26 protein-coding genes are annotated in these 22,039 nt (G+C 41.6%); 25 read left to right on the top strand and 1 reads right to left on the bottom strand.

Annotated features, from left to right (window positions below; all coding sequences use genetic code 11):
- Positions 1–110: 110 nt before the first annotated feature.
- On the top strand, positions 111–869 hold the full coding sequence (locus ACTQX6_RS06480; protein ID WP_168965403.1) for a Fic family protein: 759 nt from the start codon (positions 111–113) through the stop codon (positions 867–869).
- Between the two features lie 88 nt (positions 870–957).
- Here the strand turns inward: ACTQX6_RS06480 and ACTQX6_RS06485 are convergent, their stop codons facing one another.
- Positions 958–1,566 carry a hypothetical protein gene (locus tag ACTQX6_RS06485; RefSeq protein ID WP_022789772.1) on the bottom strand — a complete coding sequence of 203 codons (609 nt, stop codon included), beginning with the start codon at positions 1,564–1,566 and terminating at the stop codon, positions 958–960.
- Positions 1,567–1,792: 226 nt separating this feature from the next.
- Here ACTQX6_RS06485 and ACTQX6_RS06490 point away from each other — a divergent pair, with 226 nt between their 5' ends.
- The 24 genes from ACTQX6_RS06490 (at position 1,793) to ACTQX6_RS06605 (ending at position 22,039) form a co-directional block, all read left to right on the top strand.
- Entirely contained in the window at positions 1,793–3,085 is a 1,293-nt protein-coding gene (locus tag ACTQX6_RS06490; RefSeq protein ID WP_294688475.1) for a PTS sugar transporter subunit IIC, read from the top strand.
- Positions 3,086–3,118: 33 nt separating this feature from the next.
- Positions 3,119–5,053: a BglG family transcription antiterminator gene (locus ACTQX6_RS06495; RefSeq protein ID WP_441657361.1), complete on the top strand. Its 1,935-nt coding sequence runs from the start codon at positions 3,119–3,121 to the stop codon at positions 5,051–5,053.
- A 16-nt stretch (positions 5,054–5,069) separates the two neighbouring features.
- On the top strand, positions 5,070–5,363 hold the full coding sequence (locus tag ACTQX6_RS06500) for a PTS sugar transporter subunit IIB (RefSeq protein WP_022789769.1): 294 nt from the start codon (positions 5,070–5,072) through the stop codon (positions 5,361–5,363).
- A gap of 3 nt (positions 5,364–5,366) precedes the next feature.
- Complete coding sequence (locus ACTQX6_RS06505; RefSeq protein WP_022789768.1) at positions 5,367–5,693, top strand: PTS lactose/cellobiose transporter subunit IIA; 327 nt, start codon at positions 5,367–5,369, stop codon at positions 5,691–5,693.
- Position 5,694: 1 nt separating this feature from the next.
- Entirely contained in the window at positions 5,695–6,303 is a 609-nt protein-coding gene (locus ACTQX6_RS06510; RefSeq protein WP_294688482.1) for a hypothetical protein, read from the top strand.
- Entirely contained in the window at positions 6,304–7,008 is a 705-nt protein-coding gene (deoD, locus tag ACTQX6_RS06515; protein ID WP_168965397.1) for a purine-nucleoside phosphorylase, read from the top strand.
- A 24-nt stretch (positions 7,009–7,032) separates the two neighbouring features.
- A complete protein-coding gene (locus ACTQX6_RS06520; protein WP_411161869.1) occupies positions 7,033–7,767 on the top strand; it encodes a YczE/YyaS/YitT family protein in 735 nt (244 codons plus the stop codon).
- Positions 7,768–7,780: 13 nt separating this feature from the next.
- Positions 7,781–8,497 carry a purine-nucleoside phosphorylase gene (gene deoD, locus ACTQX6_RS06525; RefSeq protein WP_272007578.1) on the top strand — a complete coding sequence of 239 codons (717 nt, stop codon included), beginning with the start codon at positions 7,781–7,783 and terminating at the stop codon, positions 8,495–8,497.
- A gap of 2 nt (positions 8,498–8,499) precedes the next feature.
- Positions 8,500–9,678: a phosphopentomutase gene (locus tag ACTQX6_RS06530; protein ID WP_272007574.1), complete on the top strand. Its 1,179-nt coding sequence runs from the start codon at positions 8,500–8,502 to the stop codon at positions 9,676–9,678.
- 208 nt (positions 9,679–9,886) lie between these two features.
- Entirely contained in the window at positions 9,887–10,822 is a 936-nt protein-coding gene (locus ACTQX6_RS06535; protein ID WP_294688485.1) for an NlpC/P60 family protein, read from the top strand.
- The gene (locus ACTQX6_RS06540; protein WP_117445683.1) at positions 10,809–11,024 is read left to right on the top strand and encodes a hypothetical protein; all 216 of its coding nucleotides are present in this window, start codon (positions 10,809–10,811) and stop codon (positions 11,022–11,024) included. Before ACTQX6_RS06535 ends, ACTQX6_RS06540 begins: the two co-directional genes overlap by 14 nt.
- Before the next feature lie 67 nt (positions 11,025–11,091).
- Positions 11,092–12,318 carry a serine hydroxymethyltransferase gene (gene glyA, locus ACTQX6_RS06545; protein ID WP_117445682.1) on the top strand — a complete coding sequence of 409 codons (1,227 nt, stop codon included), beginning with the start codon at positions 11,092–11,094 and terminating at the stop codon, positions 12,316–12,318.
- Positions 12,315–12,788, top strand: coding sequence for a 23S rRNA (pseudouridine(1915)-N(3))-methyltransferase RlmH (locus ACTQX6_RS06550; protein WP_294688488.1), 474 nt, complete (start codon positions 12,315–12,317; stop codon positions 12,786–12,788). Before glyA ends, ACTQX6_RS06550 begins: the two co-directional genes overlap by 4 nt.
- A gap of 93 nt (positions 12,789–12,881) precedes the next feature.
- On the top strand, positions 12,882–14,066 hold the full coding sequence (locus ACTQX6_RS06555; protein ID WP_117445680.1) for a phosphoglycerate kinase: 1,185 nt from the start codon (positions 12,882–12,884) through the stop codon (positions 14,064–14,066).
- Between the two features lie 17 nt (positions 14,067–14,083).
- Entirely contained in the window at positions 14,084–14,830 is a 747-nt protein-coding gene (gene tpiA, locus ACTQX6_RS06560) for a triose-phosphate isomerase (protein ID WP_167697905.1), read from the top strand.
- 101 nt (positions 14,831–14,931) lie between these two features.
- Positions 14,932–15,984, top strand: a complete 1,053-nt coding sequence (locus ACTQX6_RS06565) for an NlpC/P60 family protein (protein ID WP_117445678.1) — start codon at positions 14,932–14,934, stop codon at positions 15,982–15,984.
- 71 nt (positions 15,985–16,055) lie between these two features.
- Positions 16,056–16,532, top strand: coding sequence for a 2-C-methyl-D-erythritol 2,4-cyclodiphosphate synthase (gene ispF / locus ACTQX6_RS06570; RefSeq protein ID WP_117445677.1), 477 nt, complete (start codon positions 16,056–16,058; stop codon positions 16,530–16,532).
- On the top strand, positions 16,529–16,975 hold the full coding sequence (dtd, locus tag ACTQX6_RS06575; protein WP_195222051.1) for a D-aminoacyl-tRNA deacylase: 447 nt from the start codon (positions 16,529–16,531) through the stop codon (positions 16,973–16,975). Before ispF ends, dtd begins: the two co-directional genes overlap by 4 nt.
- Positions 16,975–17,835, top strand: a complete 861-nt coding sequence (folD, locus tag ACTQX6_RS06580) for a bifunctional methylenetetrahydrofolate dehydrogenase/methenyltetrahydrofolate cyclohydrolase FolD (protein WP_272006701.1) — start codon at positions 16,975–16,977, stop codon at positions 17,833–17,835. The genes dtd and folD overlap by 1 nt, the downstream gene beginning before the upstream one ends.
- Complete coding sequence (locus tag ACTQX6_RS06585) at positions 17,828–18,028, top strand: DUF951 domain-containing protein (RefSeq protein ID WP_167697901.1); 201 nt, start codon at positions 17,828–17,830, stop codon at positions 18,026–18,028. The genes folD and ACTQX6_RS06585 overlap by 8 nt, the downstream gene beginning before the upstream one ends.
- A gap of 2 nt (positions 18,029–18,030) precedes the next feature.
- Positions 18,031–19,134: a redox-regulated ATPase YchF gene (gene ychF, locus ACTQX6_RS06590; RefSeq protein ID WP_117445673.1), complete on the top strand. Its 1,104-nt coding sequence runs from the start codon at positions 18,031–18,033 to the stop codon at positions 19,132–19,134.
- A 2-nt stretch (positions 19,135–19,136) separates the two neighbouring features.
- Entirely contained in the window at positions 19,137–19,784 is a 648-nt protein-coding gene (locus ACTQX6_RS06595) for a site-2 protease family protein (RefSeq protein ID WP_117445672.1), read from the top strand.
- 139 nt (positions 19,785–19,923) lie between these two features.
- Positions 19,924–21,102: an ABC transporter substrate-binding protein gene (locus ACTQX6_RS06600; protein ID WP_294688496.1), complete on the top strand. Its 1,179-nt coding sequence runs from the start codon at positions 19,924–19,926 to the stop codon at positions 21,100–21,102.
- 58 nt (positions 21,103–21,160) lie between these two features.
- Positions 21,161–22,039 (top strand): branched-chain amino acid ABC transporter permease, encoded by an 879-nt coding sequence (locus ACTQX6_RS06605; RefSeq protein WP_117445670.1) that lies wholly within the window; start codon positions 21,161–21,163, stop codon positions 22,037–22,039.

Here is a 22,039-nt window from a genome sequence, read left to right on the forward strand (position 1 = left end):
TGGTTGGTAAGACTGGGATAAAAAATCCCGGTCTTTTTTGATTCTATCGCTTGTTCGACTGATTCAGATATATTTATATATGATATAATCTTTGAAAATGAGGTGATCATATGAAAAACATACAATTTAAAACGAAAGGGGATTTAGATCATCTATTCTATGATTTTAATATTTTGTTTGCCTATCATTCAGGGAAAATAGAAAACGATAAGATTACTTATCACGATACAAGAGATATTTTTGAACAAGGCTCTGTGAAAGGATATTCCGGTGATCTGAAAACACTCATGGAGATTCAAAACCAAAAGATTTGTTTTGATGTTTTAAAATCCTATATTCTAAAAAAGGAACCCATTAGTATAGAATTATTAAAAAGAGTACATTATTTACTGACTAGAGGAACGTATGATGAATTTCGTTATACCATTCGAAAAGAACGGCCGGGAGAATTTAAGAAAAATGACTATGTGACAGGTGTTAATGAGGTAGGCTCTGATCCGGAAGAAGTTGCATCGGATGTATTGTCGTTATTATCGGAGATAAAAGACGTATCTGATGAAAATGCATTTATCGCAGGAGTCTATTTTCATGCACGTTTTGAAAACATTCACCCTTTTGCGGATGGAAACGGGCGGGTAGGTCGAACCTTAATGAACTACTATTTTATGATTCATGGTATCGCACCAATCATTGTGCATAATGAATATAGACAACTTTACTATGAGGCTTTGGAACAATATGATGAAAATGAAGATCTGGAACCATTAAAAAGGTTCATTGAGTTTGAGCAGGAAAAGACATGGAATAGAATAAAGAAACCGGATAGAAAAGGAATGGAACAATTTGTAGTAGAATCTTCAAAAGATTAAATAGAAAAAGTGTGCAGATCACGTAGCTGAACGAACCAGTTTGTGGAATGCACACTTTTTTTAATAGTGGAAATTTATTTACTTGTTTTTATACACGGCCGATCGCATATTGGAAAGCATCCTCTTCGACTTTGCTTGGATCGTATTCTTCCAGGATTTTTCCATAGCGTTCACGATAGTCATTATCAACTTCTGCCTGTGGAATGACCTTGCAGGCTTCATTGAAGAAGTGTTTTGAGTCACGTCCCATTGCTTTACCGCGCTTTGTGTGTTTATCCAATGCCAAATCGATGATTTCCGGAACTTCACCCATTGCAGCCGTTTTAATGACGATGTTCTTTAAGAAATCGCTGGAACGATCTTTTTGGCTGGAACATAAAATACGAATTGCATGGATGAAATACATTGGCTGATCTGGATCATCATAGGCATATTCTTTACGCATCTGATTTAATACATACATATGTCTTGCGGCATCTAAATTTCCGAATCCGACATCTTCAACAGAGATCGTTAACAAACGACTCCACAGCTTTTCCAATAATACAGGGCTTGTTGTGTAAAGCTCATACGCATAACGGCATGCAAGTTCTGTCATGGAACGACGAATGGATTTCTGTAATCCGGAAATGACTTCATCGGCCATTAAACCGTGTTTTGTTTTGGCTTCTGCCCATAAGCTATAATCTTTACTCATGAAAGTACCTCCTTAAATATGTTTTGTTTTACGGAATTTATTATAAGCACGAGCTATTTTTTGTTCAACTAAACAATTTCCCATGGCTTAGGAAAGTTGATTGGGGGTACTTTTTTTTCAATTTCCTAAGGAAAAAGGAAATAAATTATTTGTTTTCCCACAAAAATCACATAAAATAGAGAGTGCCATGACATAGTGGACTTAGTAAAGAGAGAGGAGAAACAAAATGCAAGCAATTCAAAATGCGCTGCAGAAGTGGTTGTTTCCGATTGCACAGAAATTGGAACAACAGCGACATCTGCAGTCAGTGAAAGACGGTGTGGTTGCGATCATTCCGGTCATCATCATCGGTTCATTCTGTATGATTCCGGTAGGCTTAGGAAACCTTTTCGGGGGAGGTTTTGGAGCCTGGGTCAATGATCACATTCTCATTTTTAACTTTCCAACTTATTTTACGACTAACATCATGTCATTATTCTCGGCCTTTTTCATCGCTGAATCGTTAGCTAAACGATATGAGATGAAATCTCCAAGCATGCTTGGAATTATGGCTATGCTTTGCCAGGTAGTACTTTGTGTGAAGGTGGATGCCGAAAACAGTATGATCTTCGACATTACTTCTTTAGGATCAGAAGGTTTATTCGTAAGTATTATTTTTGGTTTACTGGTAGTAGAAATTACTCGTATGTTTGTGAAACATAACTGGACGATTCGTATGCCGGACAGCGTACCTCCAATGGTATCTGAAAGTTTCATGTCTTTGATTCCATTTGCGGTCAACGTTATTTTGGCTGTTGCGGTTGCTTTGTTGTGCCAGACATATGCGGGAACGACATTCCCTAAGATCATCATCAGTTTGTTGGCACCGGCCATTTCTTCGATGGATTCTGTTTGGGCTGTGGCGATCATTATCTTCTTAACACAGCTATTGTGGGTATTTGGTTTACATGGTGCTGCCATCACACAGAGTGTTTGGGCACCGTTTGCGATCACTTATGCTGCTGAAAATGCGGCTGCCGTTGCAGCCGGCGCAACACCGGAACATATCTTTACGTATGGATTCTATTTTGGATTCCTGCAAGTTTCCGGTTCCGGTATGACTTTGTTGTTAGTCATCATGATGTGTCGCTCCAAGGCAAAATCATTAAGCTCTATCGGTAAAGTTGGTATCGTTCCTTCTATTTTTGGTATCAATGAGCCAATCATCTTTGGTTTGCCAATGATCATGAACCCTTACATGTTAGTGCCATTTGTATTGGGACCAGTGATTTGTGCGGTTATTTCTTATGAAGCGATGGCTACTGGTTTAGTTTCTTTGCCGTTAGGAGAAGCACCAGGATTTTTGCCTCCGGGATTCCAGGCTTTCTTATTGACGATGGATTGGAAGGCAGCTGTATTGGCAATCTTCAATGTCGTCTTGATGGGTGTCTTCTATTATCCGTTCTTTAAAGCTATGGAAGCCGATGAGGTCAGAAAAGAACGCGAGATCGAAGCACAGAAAGAAGCACAAAACGCATAAACGAATCAGTAAAATGGAAAAGAGGGATGCCTGTTGTTAAGTGACCGTCAGAAAAATGTAATCAAGATGATCTTAAATCACAGCCGGGGCATCTATGCCAATGAGATCGCCGAAAAAATGCAGGTCAGTACCCGAACGATCCGCAATGATATTGCGGCTATCAATCTGGTCTTGAAAAATGCGCAGTGTCAGATTCAGTCCAGCAAGCGTTCTGGTTACTTTATCATGCAGGAAAATATCAGTCGTATCAAAGAGTGTGTAAAGGTGATGGATTCGTTTAACCGTTCGCAGGCTGCCGCTTCTTCCAAACAGCGTAAATATTTTATGCTGGGAAAATTGATTCATCAGCCACAGATCAGCTTGGGTGATATGGCGGATATGTTGTATGTTTCGGAACAAACCATATACAAGGATCTAAACAGTATGATTCATTATCTAGAGCAGAAGTATCATTTCTGCTCTTTAACACTAGAAAATGGTAAATTACAGTTAAAAAGTGATGAAGTGGAAATTCGAACGCTTTTCTATCGTTTGGCAAAGGAAGAGATCTATCGCTCCAATCAACTGGTAGATATTCATTTATATCAGATGGTCAAAGAAGATGCGGACATGGAAGAATTAAGCGATATTACAGATTATATCAGCAGCTTTTGTCGAAGCAATTCCATTGTCCTTTCTGATCAGATGTTGTTTGTGATTGCATGGATGGTCTTCTTTACCATGCTTCGTTCAGAAAACGGATATGCACTGACAAAAAAAGTAGAACTGTTTCAGCCTAATGAAGTGCTGGTTCGCATGTTGACCAGCCTGTTGCAGGATCTTCGCTTTGATCTGACGACAATGGATTGTCACTTGCTTCAAAACTACATTGAAACACTTGGCTTTTACAGCAGTAAACAAAATGTGGTATCGGGCACGGAAGTCGATGAGATCGTCGAAGAATTCACCTTACAGATGAAGGCAAAATACAATATGGATTTTACTCAGATTCCATCATTGTTTGAGAACTTTAAGATTCATCTGCAGTTTACTATCAAGCGCTTATTGATTGACTATCAGCTGACCAATCCTCTGTTACAGGAGGTCAAGGTCAAATATGCGTTTGCGTATGAGATCACGATGTTGATCGTACCAATTATTCATGAGCGCTACGGACTGTATTTGAGCGAAGATGAAATATCGTTTTTAACAATGTATGTCATGCCGTTTTTAAGGGCTCAAAAGGCAAGGGTACAGGCGATTTTGGTCAGTGGCACTTCCCAGAGCTTTGCGAATATGTTGCATGTTTGGCTGCATCAGGAATTTGGCTCACGAATCGAAATTATTTCACAGATTCCTTTATATCAGCTCAAAGAGCAGTTAAAGCAGGGAAGTGCGGATCTGGTCATTTCGGATATGCCCATTGAAGCAAAAATCGGCATTCCGATCGTAGAAATCACGCAATTACCGGGAGAAAGCGAAAGAAAACGTCTGGAAACTTTTATTGTCAAAACGATGACATTAACTTCCAGTGAAGTGATCTTCCATGAGGTCTTTGATCGAAAACGAGTGCTTTTCTTTGATCAGGCGACTTCTTTTGCACAGGTGATCGAAGCTTGTGCTTTCAATCTTTACCAACAACAAAACATTGAGGATCCGGATCTCTTTTCCACGATGACGCTGCAGCGAGAACAGATTTATTCCACACATATTCGTAACGGGGTTTACTTTTCACACCCTTTGGAAAATCAGGCAAAGAAAACAGGAATTTGTGTGGCAATCATAAAAAACTCGCTTACGCATGCGCAAAAACCGGTTCGTATCGTATTTGTAGGGGCGCATGAGCCTAAAATCAATAAAGAAATGATTCATATCTATGATCTTATCAATAAGATCGCGGCTTCGGAAAGACTGGTCAACGTCCTGACCCAGATTGAAAATTCCGGAGAACTGATTGATTATTTGGAACGTATCGTTCAAGTCTTATAGAGAGTGAGGAAAAAATATGAAAATCTTAGTCGTATGCAATGCCGGAATGTCCAGTTCCATCTTAGTTAAGAAGATCGCAGAATATGCACAGAGTATCGGAGAGGATGCATCCGTGCAGGCGGTAAGCTCTGCCAGTGCTTCTGATGAAGCCGGAAAATGGGATGTATGCCTGGTGGCTCCACAGATTCGTTATATGGTCAACGATATCAAAGCTAAAGTTGGTGTACCAACCGATTGTGTCGATATGCGTGTGTATGCGATGGCTGATGGTAAGGCTGCCTACGAACAGGCGAAAGCTTTAAAGGGGTAAGTTATGGCAGATCTGGAACGTCTTTCACAGATTGCCATGGAGATCATTGCCTATTCGGGTGTGGCCAAATCGACTTATATTGAAGCGGCCCGTTTGGCAAGAGAAGGAAATTTTGAACAAGCACAGGAACAGATCCTTCAAGGGGACGAAGTGCTAAAGACAGCACATGAAACACATATGCAGCTGCTTCAAAAGGAAGCGGCGGAAAACACACCGCAGGTTTCCATGTTGGTATTACATGCGGAAGACCAGTTTATGAGTTGTGAAACCATCAAGGTTCTGGTTCTTGAAATTATCGAGATTTATAAAAAATTAGGAAAGGAAGCATAATATGGCATTTTCATACGATCCATGGGCACAGATCACTACACGCAACGGTTATGCCTGCGATGAAGTGATCAGCTCATTACAAAAATGTATTCGAAGAGGAAAAGAAGAAGAGGCCTGTATGTTTGCCTATGAGCTGTATATTTCTTCACCACAGCTGGAAGAAAAAATGTGGCGTCGTCTTTTGACAATTTCTGTAGAAGATATCGGCATGGGCAATCCTCTGGCTGCCGTTGTGGTCAACGCCTTATCACAGGCCCGTTTAAATTTTGATTATGGGGATAATGATCGTACGATCTACTTCATTCACGCAATTTGTTATATGTGCCAAAGCGAAAAGGATCGCTCCAGTGATTTATTGAAAAACATCGTGATGAAAAGCTTTGCGATGGGTAAATTACCGGAAATTCCGGATGTGGCTTTGGACAAGCATACAAAACGTGGAAAAGCCATGGGAAGAGATTCTTTCCATTTCTTAAACGAAGCCAGCATCGTCATTCCACAGGCCCAGGTGGATAATGATTATAAAGATCGCTATGCCAAGCTCTTGGAAGAATACGATCCTAGCGATGTGGCCGAAACCACCTTTACATTCAATGGATGGCAATGGTAAATGGCAACGGTACATAATTCAGCGGATAAAGAACAGATTGCTTCGGTGGTCTTAATGCCGGGTGATCCGTATCGTGCTCGTTATATCGCCGGTAAGTTTTTAGAAAATGCCGCTTTGGTTAATGAAGTTCGCGGCATGTTGGCTTATACCGGCATGTATAAAGGAAAACGTATCACTGTCATGGGAAGTGGTATGGGATGTGGTTCAATGGGAATCTATTCGCACGAGCTGTTTAATAAATACGATGTCGAAGTCATTGTACGGGCCGGTTCCTGCGGAGCCTATACCATGGATTTAGATTTAAAGGATATCTTTATTCCAGATTCCTGCTGGAGTCAATCGACCTATGCCCATACGTACAGCGGCTATGAAAAAGATATTGTAGAACCGGATCCAGCGCTTTGGAAATCGCTCTGTGAGCATGCCCAAAACTACAAAACCGGTCGTCTGCATACCAGTGATTGTTTTTACTATAAGAAAAAAGAAGACAAGCATTTGATCTGTGAACAGAAGCATTGTCTGGCCGTCGATATGGAAAGCTTTGCGTTATTACACAATGCCGATCAGGCACAGAAAAAGGCGGCTACGATCTTAACGGTCAGTGATCATTCTTTGAAAAAAGAAAAGTTGAGCGTAGCCGAGCGTGAACAAAACTTTGATGCGATGATTCAGATTGCGTTAGATACATTAGCTTCCTTTGCCTAAGGTTTATGGAACATTTCCGAAAAGATAGGAAAAAGATTATTTGAAGCCTTTCCAGCTTTCTTTTATAGTAATGTTGTCAAAAGAAAAGCCACAAAAGATACTGTAAAGAAAATCTTTGCGGTATCTTTTTTTGGGAAAGGAGAGAGTATGGATCTAAGGAAATTGTTGCTTGTGATTGTGGGTTCCTTTATCATGGGAGTAGGAATCAGCATAACGATCGCCGTGAATCTGGGAAGCGATCCGATGACCTTATTTTGGATCGGAATCGCCAATCACTTACACATTACGGTCGGACAGGCCAATCTGTTAGTCTGTGCCGTGCTTCTTGTGATCGTATTTTTCATGGATCGAAAACAAATTCATTTGGGAAGCCTTTTAAATCCAATTGTGATTGCACTGACAACAGATGCGTTTGTGAATTTGAATTTTGAAGGGGCCAGCTATCTGCTTCGAATCATTCTGATGGTATTGGGATTGTTGATCCTTGCCTTTGGAATTGCGTTTTATGCCCTTGCGGATTATGGCAAGGGAGCTTATGAAGCGTTAGTCTTTACGTTATGCGATCGTTTTCATCTGGCTGTCGGTATCGTTCGAACCAGTGCGGATATCTTCTTTGCGATCCTGGGAATCGTATTAGGTGCGCCGGCTGCGATTGGTACTTTGCTTGCCATCGTATGTATGGGAAGCGGTATTCAACTGTGTTTGAAACTGCTGACAAGTCAGCCTATAAAAAGAATTTTACTGAAAAAAGCCAAGTAGAGGAGGAATGTTTATGGCAACTGCACACAACAATGCAAATCCTGGCGATATCGCCAAAACCGTTTTGATGCCCGGTGATCCGCTTCGTGCGAAATTTATCGCCGAGACATATCTGAAAAATATCGTACAGTTTAATACCGTGCGCAATATGTTTGGTTATACCGGGGACTATAAAGGAAAAAGAATTTCCGTTATGGGAAGCGGCATGGGAATGCCAAGCATCGGCATCTATTCTTATGAGTTGTTTCATGAATATGGTGTAGAAAATATCATCCGTATCGGTAGTGCCGGCGCTTATACAAGCGATCTTCATATTTTTGATCTGGTGTTGGCCAACAGCTGCTGGAGTGAATCCACTTACTGCATGGCACAGGCCGGTGTAAAAGGGGACATTCAGTATCCAAGTCCGGAATTAAACGAAACCATCAAAGAAGCCGCCGACAAATTAGGTATCAAGCTGCGAGAAGAACGCATTCATTCCAGTGATGTTTTCTATCATGAAGCCAATGTGTCGGATCATAATGATTTTTATAATGAACATGGATGTGTCTGTGTGGAGATGGAAAGCTTTGCCTTATTCCACAATGCGAAGATCTTAGACAAGAATGCCGCCTGTATCTTGACAATTTCCGATTCTTTAGTGACCAATGAACATGCCAGTGCCAAGGTAAGACAGACTTCTTTTGCGCAGATGATGGAAGTGGCTTTAGAAGCTGCCATCATGAGGTAGTTATGAAATACAAGAGAGTTTTTACGATCGTTGTCGATTCTTTTGGGATCGGTCATGCGCCGGATGCCAAAGAATTCGATGATGAAGGAGCGCATACATTTGGACATATCTTAGAAAAGATGCCGGATTTGAAAATTCCGAATATGATGAAGTTAGGGCTTGGCAACATCGGCATTCAAAAAGATACACAGACGATGGGCTATGCCTTGCGCTTACAGGAAGCCAGTGCCGGAAAAGATACGATGACAGGCCACTGGGAAATGATGGGATTGCATATCACAACACCGTTTCAGACATTTACCGAAACCGGTTTCCCAAAAGAATTGTTGGATGAATTAAGCAAACGCTGTGATGGTCGTAAGATCATTGGAAACAAAGCGGCCAGCGGTACCGAAATCCTGGATGAACTGGCAGAACAGGAAATCCACAATGGAGATCTGATCGTTTATACATCTGCCGATTCTGTATTACAGATTTGTGGAAATGAGGAAACAATGGGTGTCGATACTTTGTATCGCTATTGTGAAGCTGCAAGAGATCTTACTATGAAACCGGAATGGAAGGTAGGACGTGTCATTGCCCGCCCTTATACCGGAAAGAAAAAAGGAGAATTCGTACGAACCTCCAATCGCCATGATTATGCATTAAAGCCTTATGGCAAGACCGCTTTAGATGCCTTAAAAGCAGCAGGTTATGATGTGATCAGCGTTGGCAAGATTCGAGATATCTTTGATGGAGAAGGCATTACCAAGGCTTATAAATCCAAGAGCAGCGTACATGGCATGGAGCAGACCAATGAAATTGTCAAAGAAGATTTTACTGGCTTGTGTTTTGTGAATCTGGTGGATTTTGATGCTTTATGGGGGCATCGAAGAAATCCGATTGGATATGGTGAAGAGCTGGAAAAATTTGATACAGCTTTAGGTACTTTATTAGAACAGCTGCATGAGGATGACCTGGTTTTGGTGACAGCTGATCATGGTAACGATCCAACATATAAAGGAACGGATCATACGCGTGAAATGGTTCCTTTACTGGCCTATTCACCGTCCATGAAGGGTATGGGTGTATTACCGGATGCACAAACATTTGCGGTGATCGGTGCCACAATTGCCGATAACTTTGGCGTTTCCATGCCGGAAGGAACGATTGGTTCCAGTCTTTTAGACGAATTAAAATAGTTTTTTCTTAGACCTTTTTAGACTATAGAAAGGTCTTTTTTGTTTGTCAAAATGGCTTAAAAATGCGATAGATAAAGCACTTTGAATGAAAATGTGGGAAATTTGTGAAATTGCCAAAAAACTTTACAAATCATCAACTTTTGTGTATCATGCCAAATTGTGTGCAAAAAAATGTTCACAAATCATGAATAGAATGGAGGAAGAACTCTTGAAAAATACGAAATTTATCGCATTGAGTCTAGGACTACTGTTCACTCTTGGTATACAGGGACAAACTGTAGAGGCACAGATAAAAGAAACTGTTGAAACTTGTCAGGTCAAGGATAAAGATTCTGTAATTGATGCGATCACAAACCGTTATGCTTTTATGGGTTCAGAACTAACATACAAAAAGACAATTGGCGATACGTTGGTCTATGAAAACGATCAGATGGAAATTAAGGTTAATGGTCTGGATTTGATGCAGACCGGAAAACAACCGGTTTCCATTACGTATTCCTTAAAGGATTCCAAGGCGATGTTTGAAAAGATGGGTGGTAAGGCTCTGGAAGGTGTATCCAGCGATTTTATCATTCAGACAACTTTGGATGTACAAGATACTACAGCCCCGCAGATTCAGGTACAGGATCGTTATGATATCCTGCAGGGAGATGATTTTGATCTTTCTAAAGAAATTAAAGTCAGTGATGAAACAGAAGATGTTTCTGTCGATGTACAAGGCACGATCGATACCACAACAGCTGGTTCTTATACGGCAACGATTATCGCAACCGACGATGCCGGAAATCAAACCAGTAAGGAAGTGCAGGTAGTGGTCGATAAAAAAGAAGATCCAAACTTCTATCAGAAGATTGCGGATGCGGCTTTGGCACAGATCGGTGTCCATCAAGATTGTACGATGTTGGTGACCAATTCTTTAAAGGCCGTGGGAATCAACTTTCATGGAGCTCCAAGTGCCTATTTATCATTGGGTGATTTGACAAACGATCCGGTACCGGGTGATATTTGTGTGTATCAGGGACATGTGGCGATCTATATTGGCAATGGTCAGGCTGTCCATGGTGGATGGAATGGTTATACCACACAGATTTTTTCCGTAAATTGTTCCAACTCGTTGATTGGTTATGTGCATGTGCGACAGTAGTAAAGAGCCATCGATCGAAGAATTGGCAGAGGCCAGGCGGCAAATTGATTCGATCGTACATAAATTAGAGAAAACAGTACAAACTATAGAATCAAAAGAAGAACCACAACGCTATCGATCACAGATCACGCTGGCCCATAGAAGGATCAAAGCTTTGATGATTGCACTAGGGTTGATTGATAAAGAAATGAAAAACATTTGAAGAAAGAGCGCCGCTCTTTCTTTTTTTTTGCTCCTTGTGGTAGAATGACAAAAAATGGAGGTGCGCTATGAGAGATGCGACAATGTTTTCGATCATTGAAAAGGAAGAACAAAGACAAAAAAGAAATATTGAATTGATTGCCAGTGAAAATTTTGTATCCAAAGAAGTACGGGAAGCACAAGGTAGTGTGCTGACCAATAAATATGCCGAAGGCTATCCGGGCAAGCGTTATTATGGCGGCTGTGTTCATGTTGATGAAGCCGAAGAGCTTACAAGACAAAGAGCCTGTGAATTGTTTGGGGCCCAACACGTCAACGTACAGCCACATTCCGGCTCGCAGGCCAATATGGCAGTGTACAATACATTATTAGAGCCGGGCGATACGGTGATGGGAATGGATCTTGCGGCCGGTGGGCATCTGACACATGGACATCCGATGAATTTTTCAGGTACGCTGTATAACTTTGTACCTTATATGGTGGATAAAGAAACGGAAGAAATCGATTATGATGCGTTAGAAAAAAAGGCTATGGAAGTAAAGCCAAAGCTGATCGTAGCCGGCGCCAGCGCCTATTCTCGTATCATCGATTTTGAACGATTTGGTAAGATTGCCAAAGCCTGTGGTGCTTATTTGATGGTCGATATGGCACACATTGCCGGTCTTGTGGCTACCGGTTTACATCCCAGTCCGATCCCTTATGCCGATTTTGTGACGACAACAACACACAAAACATTGCGCGGCCCTCGTGGAGGTATGGTTTTCTGCAAAAAAGAATTTGCCAAAAAATTGGATTCCAAAGTATTCCCGGGTATGCAGGGCGGACCGTTGGAACATGTGATTGCTGCTAAGGGCATCTGCCTGTATGAAGCTATGCAGCCGGAATACAAAGAATATATGCAGCAGGTTGTTAAAAATGTGCAAGTGATGGTAACTGGTTTCCAGAAAGCGGGCTTTAGAGTTGTATCTAACGGCAGTGATAACCATCTGTTGATGTTGGATGTGATGTCCAGTATCGGTATGACTGGAAAAGAAGCGGAAAGATTGTTGGATCTGGCGGGCATCACGGTCAATAAAAATACGATTCCATATGATACACAAAAACCGTTTGTGACAAGTGGTATCCGTATTGGTTCGGCTGCCATGACAAGCCGTGGTTTTAAAGAAGCTGAATTTGAAAAAGTGACAGACTGGATCATTGAAGTCTTAAAGGCCGGTGATGAGGCTGTTTGTGCCCGTGTTAAAGAAGAAGTGCAGGCTTTGACAGCCAACTATCCGGTGGAGGCACAAATTTGATCACGCTTCTTTGTGTTGGGAAAAACAAAGAAAAAGCGCTGTGCCAGCTGGAAAATGAGTATGTAAAGCGTATCCAGCCGTTTTCAAAGCTTCAGGTCATTGAGGTCAAGGACGAATCCAATGTACATATGGAACGAGATAAGGAAGCTGAATTGATCAGGGAAAAAGAAGGAAAACGCATCCTGGAGAAGATTCGTCCACAGGATTTCGTGATCTTGTTGGATCTGCATGGCAAGATGCTGGATTCCATTTTGTTTTCTAATCAGCTGGAAAGCTGGTTTATGAAATCGTCGGATTTAGTTTTTGTGATTGCCGGTTCTCTTGGACCAAGCAACGATTTGGTCAAACGAGCCAATGTTCGCTGGAAGCTCAGTGATCTGACTTTTACCCATCTGATGACAAGAATTCTTGTCTTAGAACAGATCTATCGTGCTTTTATGATTCAAAATGGACGCTCTTACCACAAGTAAGGGCGTTTTTATCAGGGAATTAAAAACAAAATCTAGGAAATCAAAAAATCAAGTGATATAATAAAAACGTTTAGTACAGTAGGAGGAATGGAAATGTCTAAAAGAACTGTAAAAGACCTTCAGGTTTCTGGAAAAAAGGTCATCGTACGTTGCGATTTTAACGTACCTAGAAAAGACGGTGTGATCACAGACGACAACCGTATCGTCATGGCTTTACCAACCATTAAATACTTAGTGGAAAATAACGCAAAGATCATTTTGATGTCACATTTAGGTAAAGTAAAAACAGAAGAAGATAAAGCTAAAAATAACTTAGAATGTGTAGCTGTTCGTTTACAGGAACTGTTACCAGATACAAAAGTTTCTTTCTGTCCGGTAACTCGTGGACCAGAATTGGAAGAAGCTGTCAATAATTTAAAAGACGGAGAAATCGTTTTGATGCAGAATACGCGTTATGAAAAGGGCGAAAGCAAAAACGATCCTGAATTAGGTGCTTACTGGGCAAGCCTTGGTGAAGTCTTTGTAGAAGATGCCTTTGGTTCTGTTCATCGTGCTCATGCATCGACTGTCGGAATCCCAACAAACATCAAAGAAAACGGTTTAGGTTTCCTTGTGGAAAAAGAAGTTACAATGCTTGGAAAAGCAGTCGATAATCCAGCACATCCATTTGTTGCGATCATCGGTGGATCAAAAGTTTCCAGCAAGATCGATGTTATCGACAACTTATTGAAGAAAGCCGACAAAGTTATCATCGGTGGTGGTATGGCTTATACCTTCATGAAAGCACAGGGTGGAAGCATCGGTACTTCTTTAGTAGAAGATGACAAATTAGAACTGGCTAAAGAATATTTAGAAAAAGCCGGTGACAAGCTGGTATTGCCGGTGGATAACGTATGTGCAGATGCTTTCAGTGAAGAAGCTAATACACAGGTATGTAAATCCGGAGAAATCCCTGAAGGATGGATGGGATTGGATATCGGTCCTGCCTCTGTAGAATTGTTCAAGGAAACATTGGCCGGCGCAAAAACGGTTGTATGGAATGGTCCAATGGGTGTATTTGAAATGAAGAAATTTGCCAAGGGTACAGAATTAGTATGCCAGGCTATTTCTGAATTGCCGGATGCGATCACTGTTATCGGTGGTGGTGATTCAGCCGCTGCAGCCAAACAGTTAGGTTATGCCGATAAATTCTCTCATGTTTCTACCGGTGGTGGAGCTTCTTTGGAATACATGGAAGGTAAGACATTGCCAGGTATCGCAATCATCAGTGAGAAGTAAGAAAAGAGGAAATAAAAATGAGAAAACCAATTATTGTTGGAAACTGGAAAATGAACAAAAACAATGCGGAGACAGAAGCTTTCTTCAAGGAAGTAGATGCTGCTGCCGCAAGTGAAAACGCAACATATGGAATCGGTTGTCCGTTTACTGATTTAAGAACGGCTGCCGACAATGCCAAAAACTTGATCGTTGCCGCTGAAAACTGCCACTTTGAAGACAGTGGAGCTTTCACCGGAGAAGTCAGCGTTCCTATGTTGGAAGAATTAGGAATCAAATACTGCATCATCGGACACAGTGAACGTCGTCAGATGTTTGGTGATACGGATGAAACAGTCAACAAAAAGGCAAAACGTCTGATTGCTGCCGGAATGACACCAATTCTTTGTATCGGTGAAACGGAAGCACAGTACGATGCCGGAGAAACTGAAAAAGTCATTCGTGATCAGTTGACAGGTTCCATTGCTGATTTGGATGCCAAAGATGTAGCTAACATGGTTATCGCTTATGAACCAATCTGGGCTATCGGTACCGGTAAATCAGCTACAAAAGAAGATGCACAAAACTGCTGTGCCATCGTTCGTGATCAGGTTAAAGTAATGTATGGTCAGGAAGCTGCTGATTCTGTACGTGTACAGTATGGTGGAAGTGTAAAACCAGGAAACATCGTTGAATACATGGCATGCCCGGATATCGACGGTGCTTTGATCGGTGGAGCCAGCTTAAAAGCAGATTCTTTCATGGAAATCATCGAAAAAACAAAGTAATTATTAAAAAGTATAACAGATTGTTTAAAAAGAGGGTTGAATGCCCTCTTTTTTTATGATAAATTTATGGTAACTATTGGATTAACTAAGGGGGTTATTCTATGAATTACATTGAAGAGCATGGTAAAAAAGTGGCAGCCGTTCTATGTGTCGCAAGTTGTTTTCCGGTTGTAGCAGCCGTATACGCGATGGAAACGGAGCCAGGCTGGCACGGAGACCGTTATATTAATACAGATGCAACCGTAGCTGTTGGATGGCAGGAAATCGAAGGAAAAAGTTATTACTTTGATGAAAGCGGTGAAGTGGACGAAGAAACGACACAGCAGGCCACTGTTGCCACTGTATCACAAGATGTATCGCAGTCGGTGCAGAAAAATGTATCAACTGTTACTAAAGAAGTTGTTACAGAAGAAGTAAAAGCAGTAGATGCACAGAAAGAAGCTGAAGAAAAAGCCGCACAGGAAGCTTTAGCGCAGGAACAGGCTGCAGCACAGGAAAGCGTAACTGTAGTGGAAGATACAACAGCGGATGTATCACAGCCAACTTATACTGAAGATACAACTGTGCAGACACCACCTGCAGACACAACAACACCAGTGGTTGATCAAACACCAAGCGATCCGGCACAGGAAACACCATCTCAGCCGGTAACACCTCCGGCTCAGGATACTACAACAACGCCGCCGGCAGTGGAAGAAACGCCAAGTACACCGGTAGAAGAAACACCATCTCAGCCAGTAACACCTCCGGCCCAGGATACTACAACACCGGGATCGGGTGATACAACAGGGGCTTATGCTGATTTGAACGCACGTATTGCGGCAGCTGCACAAACATTGGTTGGTGTAACGGATGGACAGCAGTGTACACAAGTTGTACAGCAGGCATTGGCTTTAGCCGGTGTAAGTGATGCTTATCAATTATGGCCGGATCAATACATTATGTATGGATATTACACAGATACACCACAGGCTGGTAACTTAGTTTACTACAACAATGGTGGTCGTGGAGTTGACCATATTGCGATCTATATCGGAAATGGACTGTGTGTACATGGAAACTTCTGGACAGCAGACGGCACCAGCAAGACCATTATCTCCAGCGTTTATAATGGCGGTGGAGGTGCTCCTCAGTTTATTCAGGTAACTCGATAATTGTTTAGAACCTGACTTTGAAAGTCAGGTCTTTTTTTGTATAATGGATTCTGTTAAGCTGAGGTGACGACATGCGTATAGGACAATCAATCGATATACATCAACTCAAACAAGGAAGACCACTGATTTTAGGTGGTGTTTCTATTGAACACGAAAAAGGATTAGATGGGCATTCAGATGCGGATGTGTTGACACATGCGATCATGGAAAGTATCTTGGGTGCTTTAAGTCTGGGTGATTTAGGAAAACATTTTCCGGATACAGATCCAAGCTATAAAGGAGCCAATAGCTTACAGCTCTGTACTTGTGTTTATGAAATGATGGTACAAAAGGGGTATAAAGTCGGCAATGTGGATGCGACCATTGTGATGGAAAGACCCAAGCTTGCACCTTATATAGAACAGATGCGAAATAATATAGCTCAGATTCTTCATTGTAGATTGGATCAAATATCCATCAAAGCGACAAGGGGAGAAAAAATGGGTTTTATCGGTCATGAAGAAGGGGCGGCGGCATTCTCGGTCTGCCTGTTGGAGGAAGTAAAATGAGAGTCGTAATTCAAAGAGCAAACTATGCGAAATGCACGATCGATCAGGAGATCACCGGACAGATTCATCAGGGTTTTTGTATCCTTGTAGGGTTTACACATACCGATACGAAAGCGATTGTGGATAAGGTTGTTAAGAAAATATGCGGTCTTCGTATATTTTCTGATGAACAGGGAAAGATGAATCGATCTATTCAAGATATACAAGGCTCGATTTTATCTATCTCTCAATTCACTTTATATGCCTCCTGTAAAAAAGGAAATCGTCCCGGCTTTACGGATGCGGCCAAACCGGACCTGGCCATTCCCTTATACGATTATTTTAATGAAGAATTAAGAAATAATGGGTTACATGTAGAAACAGGTGTATTTGGTGCTGATATGCAGATCGAATTGTGTAATGATGGACCGGTTACCATCGTATTAGATAGCGAGGAATTGTAATGGAAATCATTTATGGAAGTGAGTTATCACAAAAGATAAAAGAAGAACTAAAACAGGAAATTGAAAAGCTGCAAAAGGAAGGAAAACGACTTCCGGTTTTAAGTGTAATCCTGGTAGGCGATAATCCGGCCAGTCAAAGTTATGTCAAAAGCAAGGCCAATGCCTGTGCGTCCATAGGTATGGAAAATCGAACCATTTGTATGCCAGGCTCAACAACACAACAAGAGTTGTTGGAAGAGGTCAAAAGACAGAACGAGGATCCGGAAGTTGATGGAATCCTGGTTCAGCTGCCTTTGCCATCTCATTTAGATGAAGTCAGCGTTATCGATGCGATATCACCGGATAAAGATGTGGATGGATTGCATCCTGTGAATGCAGGTAAGCTGCTGACGGGAAGAGATGGTTTTGTGCCATGTACACCATTAGGTGTCATGGAGATGTTAGCTTCTATCGGTTATACTGATTTAAGTGGTTTAAATGCCGTGGTGATCGGTCGCAGCAACCTGGTCGGCAAGCCATTATCCTTACTACTGCAAAAACAAAATGCGACAGTCATGATGGCTCATTCGCGAACAGCGCATTTAAAAGAGCTTTGTCAACAGGCGGATATCTTGATTGCGGCGATTGGAAAACCAAAGAAGATCACGGCTGATTATATCAAGGAAGGAGCCGTTGTGATCGATGTTGGCATCAATCGCATGGAGGATGGAAAGCTTTGCGGAGATGTGGATTTTGAAGCGGTCAAAGAAAAGACCAAAGCCATTACACCGGTACCCAAAGGTGTAGGGCCAATGACGGTATGTATGTTACTGAAGAATACATTGAAAGCGTATAAGGAGCATGAGAAAATCTATGGATGAAAAAAGTTATGATTTAAATGATATCATCGAAATGAAAAAGGAACATCCGTGTCATAAATCAAAACAATGGAAGATCATCCGCATGGGTGCTGATATTCGAATCAAATGTTTAGGTTGTGGTGCCAGTGTGCTGATGCCCCGTAGTAAGTTTGAAAAGAAGCTAAAGCGGGTCGTATCGAAAGGAAGTGAATAAGAATGCCATTAACTGCAGGAATCGTGGGCTTGCCCAATGTCGGAAAATCAACTTTATTTAATGCCATTACAAAGAGTCAGGTGGAGGCTGCCAATTATCCGTTTGCGACGATTCAGCCAAATGTAGGTGTCGTCGAAGTACCGGACAAAAGAGTTGATCGTTTAGTCGAAATCTTTCATCCGAAAAAAACGATCTATACGACCTTTGAGTTTACGGATATCGCCGGTTTGGTCAAAGGAGCTTCCAAAGGAGAAGGGTTAGGAAACCAGTTTTTATCCAATATTCGTCTGACAGATGCGATTTGTCAGGTCGTTCGTTGTTTTGATGATCCCAACATCACGCATGTGGAAAATTCCATCGATCCTATTCGAGATATTGAAATCATCAATTTGGAATTAACGCTGGCAGACTTGCAGACGATCGAAAATCGTATTGCGAAAGTGGAGCGTAAGGCCAAGACGACTTCGGATAAAGAAGCTAAGATGGAAATGGAACTTTTGGCCAAGTTAAAGCCATGTCTGGAAGAAGGGAAACCAGTTCGTTCTTTAGAATTAACAGAAGATGAGCAGGCGTTGATGAAGATGTATAACCTGCTGACGGCAAAACCGGTCATCTATGTCTGCAACCTGGATGAAGAAGGAGCTATGGATCCAGAATCCAATGCGTATTATCAAAAGGTAAAAGAATATGCAGCGCAGGAAAACAGCGAAGTTGTAAGCCTATGTGCCAAAATGGAAGAAGAACTGAGCGGATTGGAACCAGACGAAAGAGCTGCTTTCTTAGAAGAGTTAGGAATTTCAACCAGTGGTCTGGATACGCTGATTCAGAAAGCATACCATATCTTGAATCTTTGTACTTTCCTGACAGCCGGTGAAGATGAATGCCGTGCCTGGACCTTTAAAAAGGGAATGAAGGCACCGGATTGTGCCGGTGTAATTCACACAGACTTCAAAAAAGGCTTTATTCGTGCTGAAGTTTATGCCTTTAGCGATATGGATGAGCTGGGCAGTGAGCATGCGATCAAGGAAGCCGGCAAGCTTCGATTGGAAGGAAAGGATTATGTCGTGCAGGATGGGGATGTCATGCACTTCCGGTTTAATGTATAATTATGTTTAATATAGATTTGGAAGGCTTGTTGTCTTTAGTTATTGCGGTCGTATTGGCTATGTCCATTCATGAAATGGCACATGGCCTGGTATCGTACTGGCTGGGCGATCCTACGGCCAAAATGCAGGGAAGAATCTCATTAAACCCATTTGCCCATGTAGATTGGTTAGGTGTGCTATGTCTGTTACTGTTTCATTTTGGATGGGCCAAGCCGGTACCTATCGATGCCAGTTATTATAAAGATAGAAAGACCGGAATCATCTGGACCAGCTTTGCCGGTCCACTTGCCAACTTCTTACTGGCCTTCATATGTGTCTTTATTTACATTTTGCTTATTGTTTTTTTGCCACAATTTGTATATAGCGGTATCGGAAGCTTTATCGTATCTACTTTATCAACATCGGCAACCTTAAATGTTGGATTTGGCCTTTTTAACCTGATTCCGGTTCCACCATTAGATGGATCGAAGATCTTATTCGCGTTTTTACCGGATGAGCAGTATTACCGCTTTATCGAAGGCTCTCCGTTCTTTATGCTGGTGTTGATCTTGTTGATCTATATGAATGTGTTAAATGTTCCATTGGCGATGTTACAGAATAACATCCTTCAATTCTTTATCAATATTTCTTCTATGATACTGGGACTATGATCCCAGTATTTTTATTGTCTTTGAAACTTTTTTCATAGATTTTTCCCTATTTTCAAAATATTTTCACAAATCTCTTGAAAATATGTGAGAATGTGTTTAGAATATAAACATATTTAATGATTGTACAGGAGGAAACGATATGAAGGGAAGAGTTTTTAAGGTCTTTACATCCTCAGCTTTAGCCGTAGGATTATTAGCCGGATGTAGTTCTGGCGGAGGTGCCGGTGCCGGAAAGACATTGGCAGATGGCGATACAGTAATGATTGGATTGAATTTTGAGTTAAGTGGTGGAACCGCAAGCTATGGTACTGCCGAGTATAACGGAGCAAAACTTGCCATTGATCAATACAATGCCAGTGATGATGCCAAATATAAAATTGAAATTGCCGAACAGGACAACAAAGGAGATAACGCGGAAAGTACAACAGCGGCTACTCGTCTGATTACCGAAGATGGTGCTTCTATTCTTATCGGACCTGCAACCAGCGGTACATCCATTGCGACATATCAGGTAGCCAGCGACAATGCCGTTCCGGTTATTTCACCATCAGCTACACAGATTGATGCGACAACTAATGATAATGGCGAAACGTATCCATATGCATTCCGAATTTGTTTCGAGGATTCTTATCAGGGTGCCGCCATGGCACAATATGCTTATGATACCCTGGGCGTCAAAAAAGCGGCCATTATCAATGAAGTAAGTGATTATGGCCAAGGGCTTGTTTCCACATTCAAAGATGTATTTACGGAAAAGGGTGGAGAAGTTGTTGCGGAACAAAGCTACAACTCCGGAGATACAGATTTCGCATCGATTTTAACAGACATGAAATCAAAAGATTTTGATGTTTTGTATATTGCCGGATATTATCAGGAAGCTGGTTTGATCATTAAGCAGGCTCGTGATATGGGAATTGATACACCGATCATTGGTGCAGATGGATTTGAATCGGAAGTTCTTTCTCAGTTAGCTGGTGCTGATAATTTAAGTAATACTTACTACACAACATGTTATACAACACTGAATGCCAGTGACGAATTGACGAACTTCATTGACTCCTATACAGAAGAATATGGTGAAGCGCCAAATATGTTCTCTGCATTAGCTTATGACTCGGCTAACCTGGCTTTACAGGCATTAGAAGAAGCCGGAGCTACCGGTGAAGAACTAAAGAATATGTTGGAAGGTATTGAATTCTCTGGAATTACCGGATCGTTCACATTTGATGATACACATTCTCCAATCAAGACGGTTATGATCGTTGAACTGGAAAACGGTGTACAGACAGCGGCTACTGAAGTCGAAGTAGAACAGTAATCCAGATGTATCAGGGGAAGCAAACTTCCCCTTTTTTTCTAGTAGAAGGAGAGAAACTATGAGCCAGTTTTTACAACAAGTTATCAACGGTCTGTCTTTGGGTTCCATCTATGCTTTGATAGCCCTTGGATATACCATGGTTTACGGAATCATCAAACTGATCAACTTTGCCCATGGAGATATTTATATGTTGGGGGCCTATGTGGCCTTTATCACAACGACCTATTTTGGTTTCAGCTTTTTCCCGGCGATGATTGCCAGTATGGTGGTTTGCGGAATTTTAGGTGTTCTGATTGAACGAATCGCCTATAAGCCTTTGCGACATGCGACCCGTATTGCGGCTTTGATTACCGCCATCGGTGTCAGCTATGTGCTGGAATATACGACACAATATGTTATGGGAAGTGAAGTTAAGACGTATCCGACTCTTTTAAGCAATTCTTCCTTTAGTTTAGGGCCGGTTACGATTTCCATGCAGCAGGTGTATATCTTTACGATTACGATCGTTTTGATGATTGCCTTACAGCTGATTATCAAAAAGACAAAGATGGGACGTGCCATGCGTGCGGTCAGTGTTGATGAGGATGCGGCCAAACTGATGGGAATCAATGTGGACACTACGATTTCCTTTACCTTCCTTTTGGGAAGTTCTTTGGCTGGTGTTGCCGGTATATTAGTTGGTATTTATTATAATTCGATTGATCCGTTAATGGGAATGGTTCCCGGTTTAAAAGCGTTTATTGCCGCTGTTTTCGGTGGAATTGGAAGTGTTCCGGGCGCCATGATCGGTGGACTGTTTATCGGAATTGCCGAAACAATGGTTGTCGCTTATGGAAGCTCGTTATATCGTGACGCGATCGTATATTTGATTTTGATCCTGATTTTGATCATCAAACCAGATGGTTTGTTAGGAAAGAACCAGAGAGAGAAGGTGTAA

It is taken from the genome of Faecalicoccus sp. LCP19S3_E2, from assembly GCF_052121255.1.
GTDB lineage: Bacteria > Bacillota_I > Bacilli_A > Erysipelotrichales > Erysipelotrichaceae > Faecalicoccus.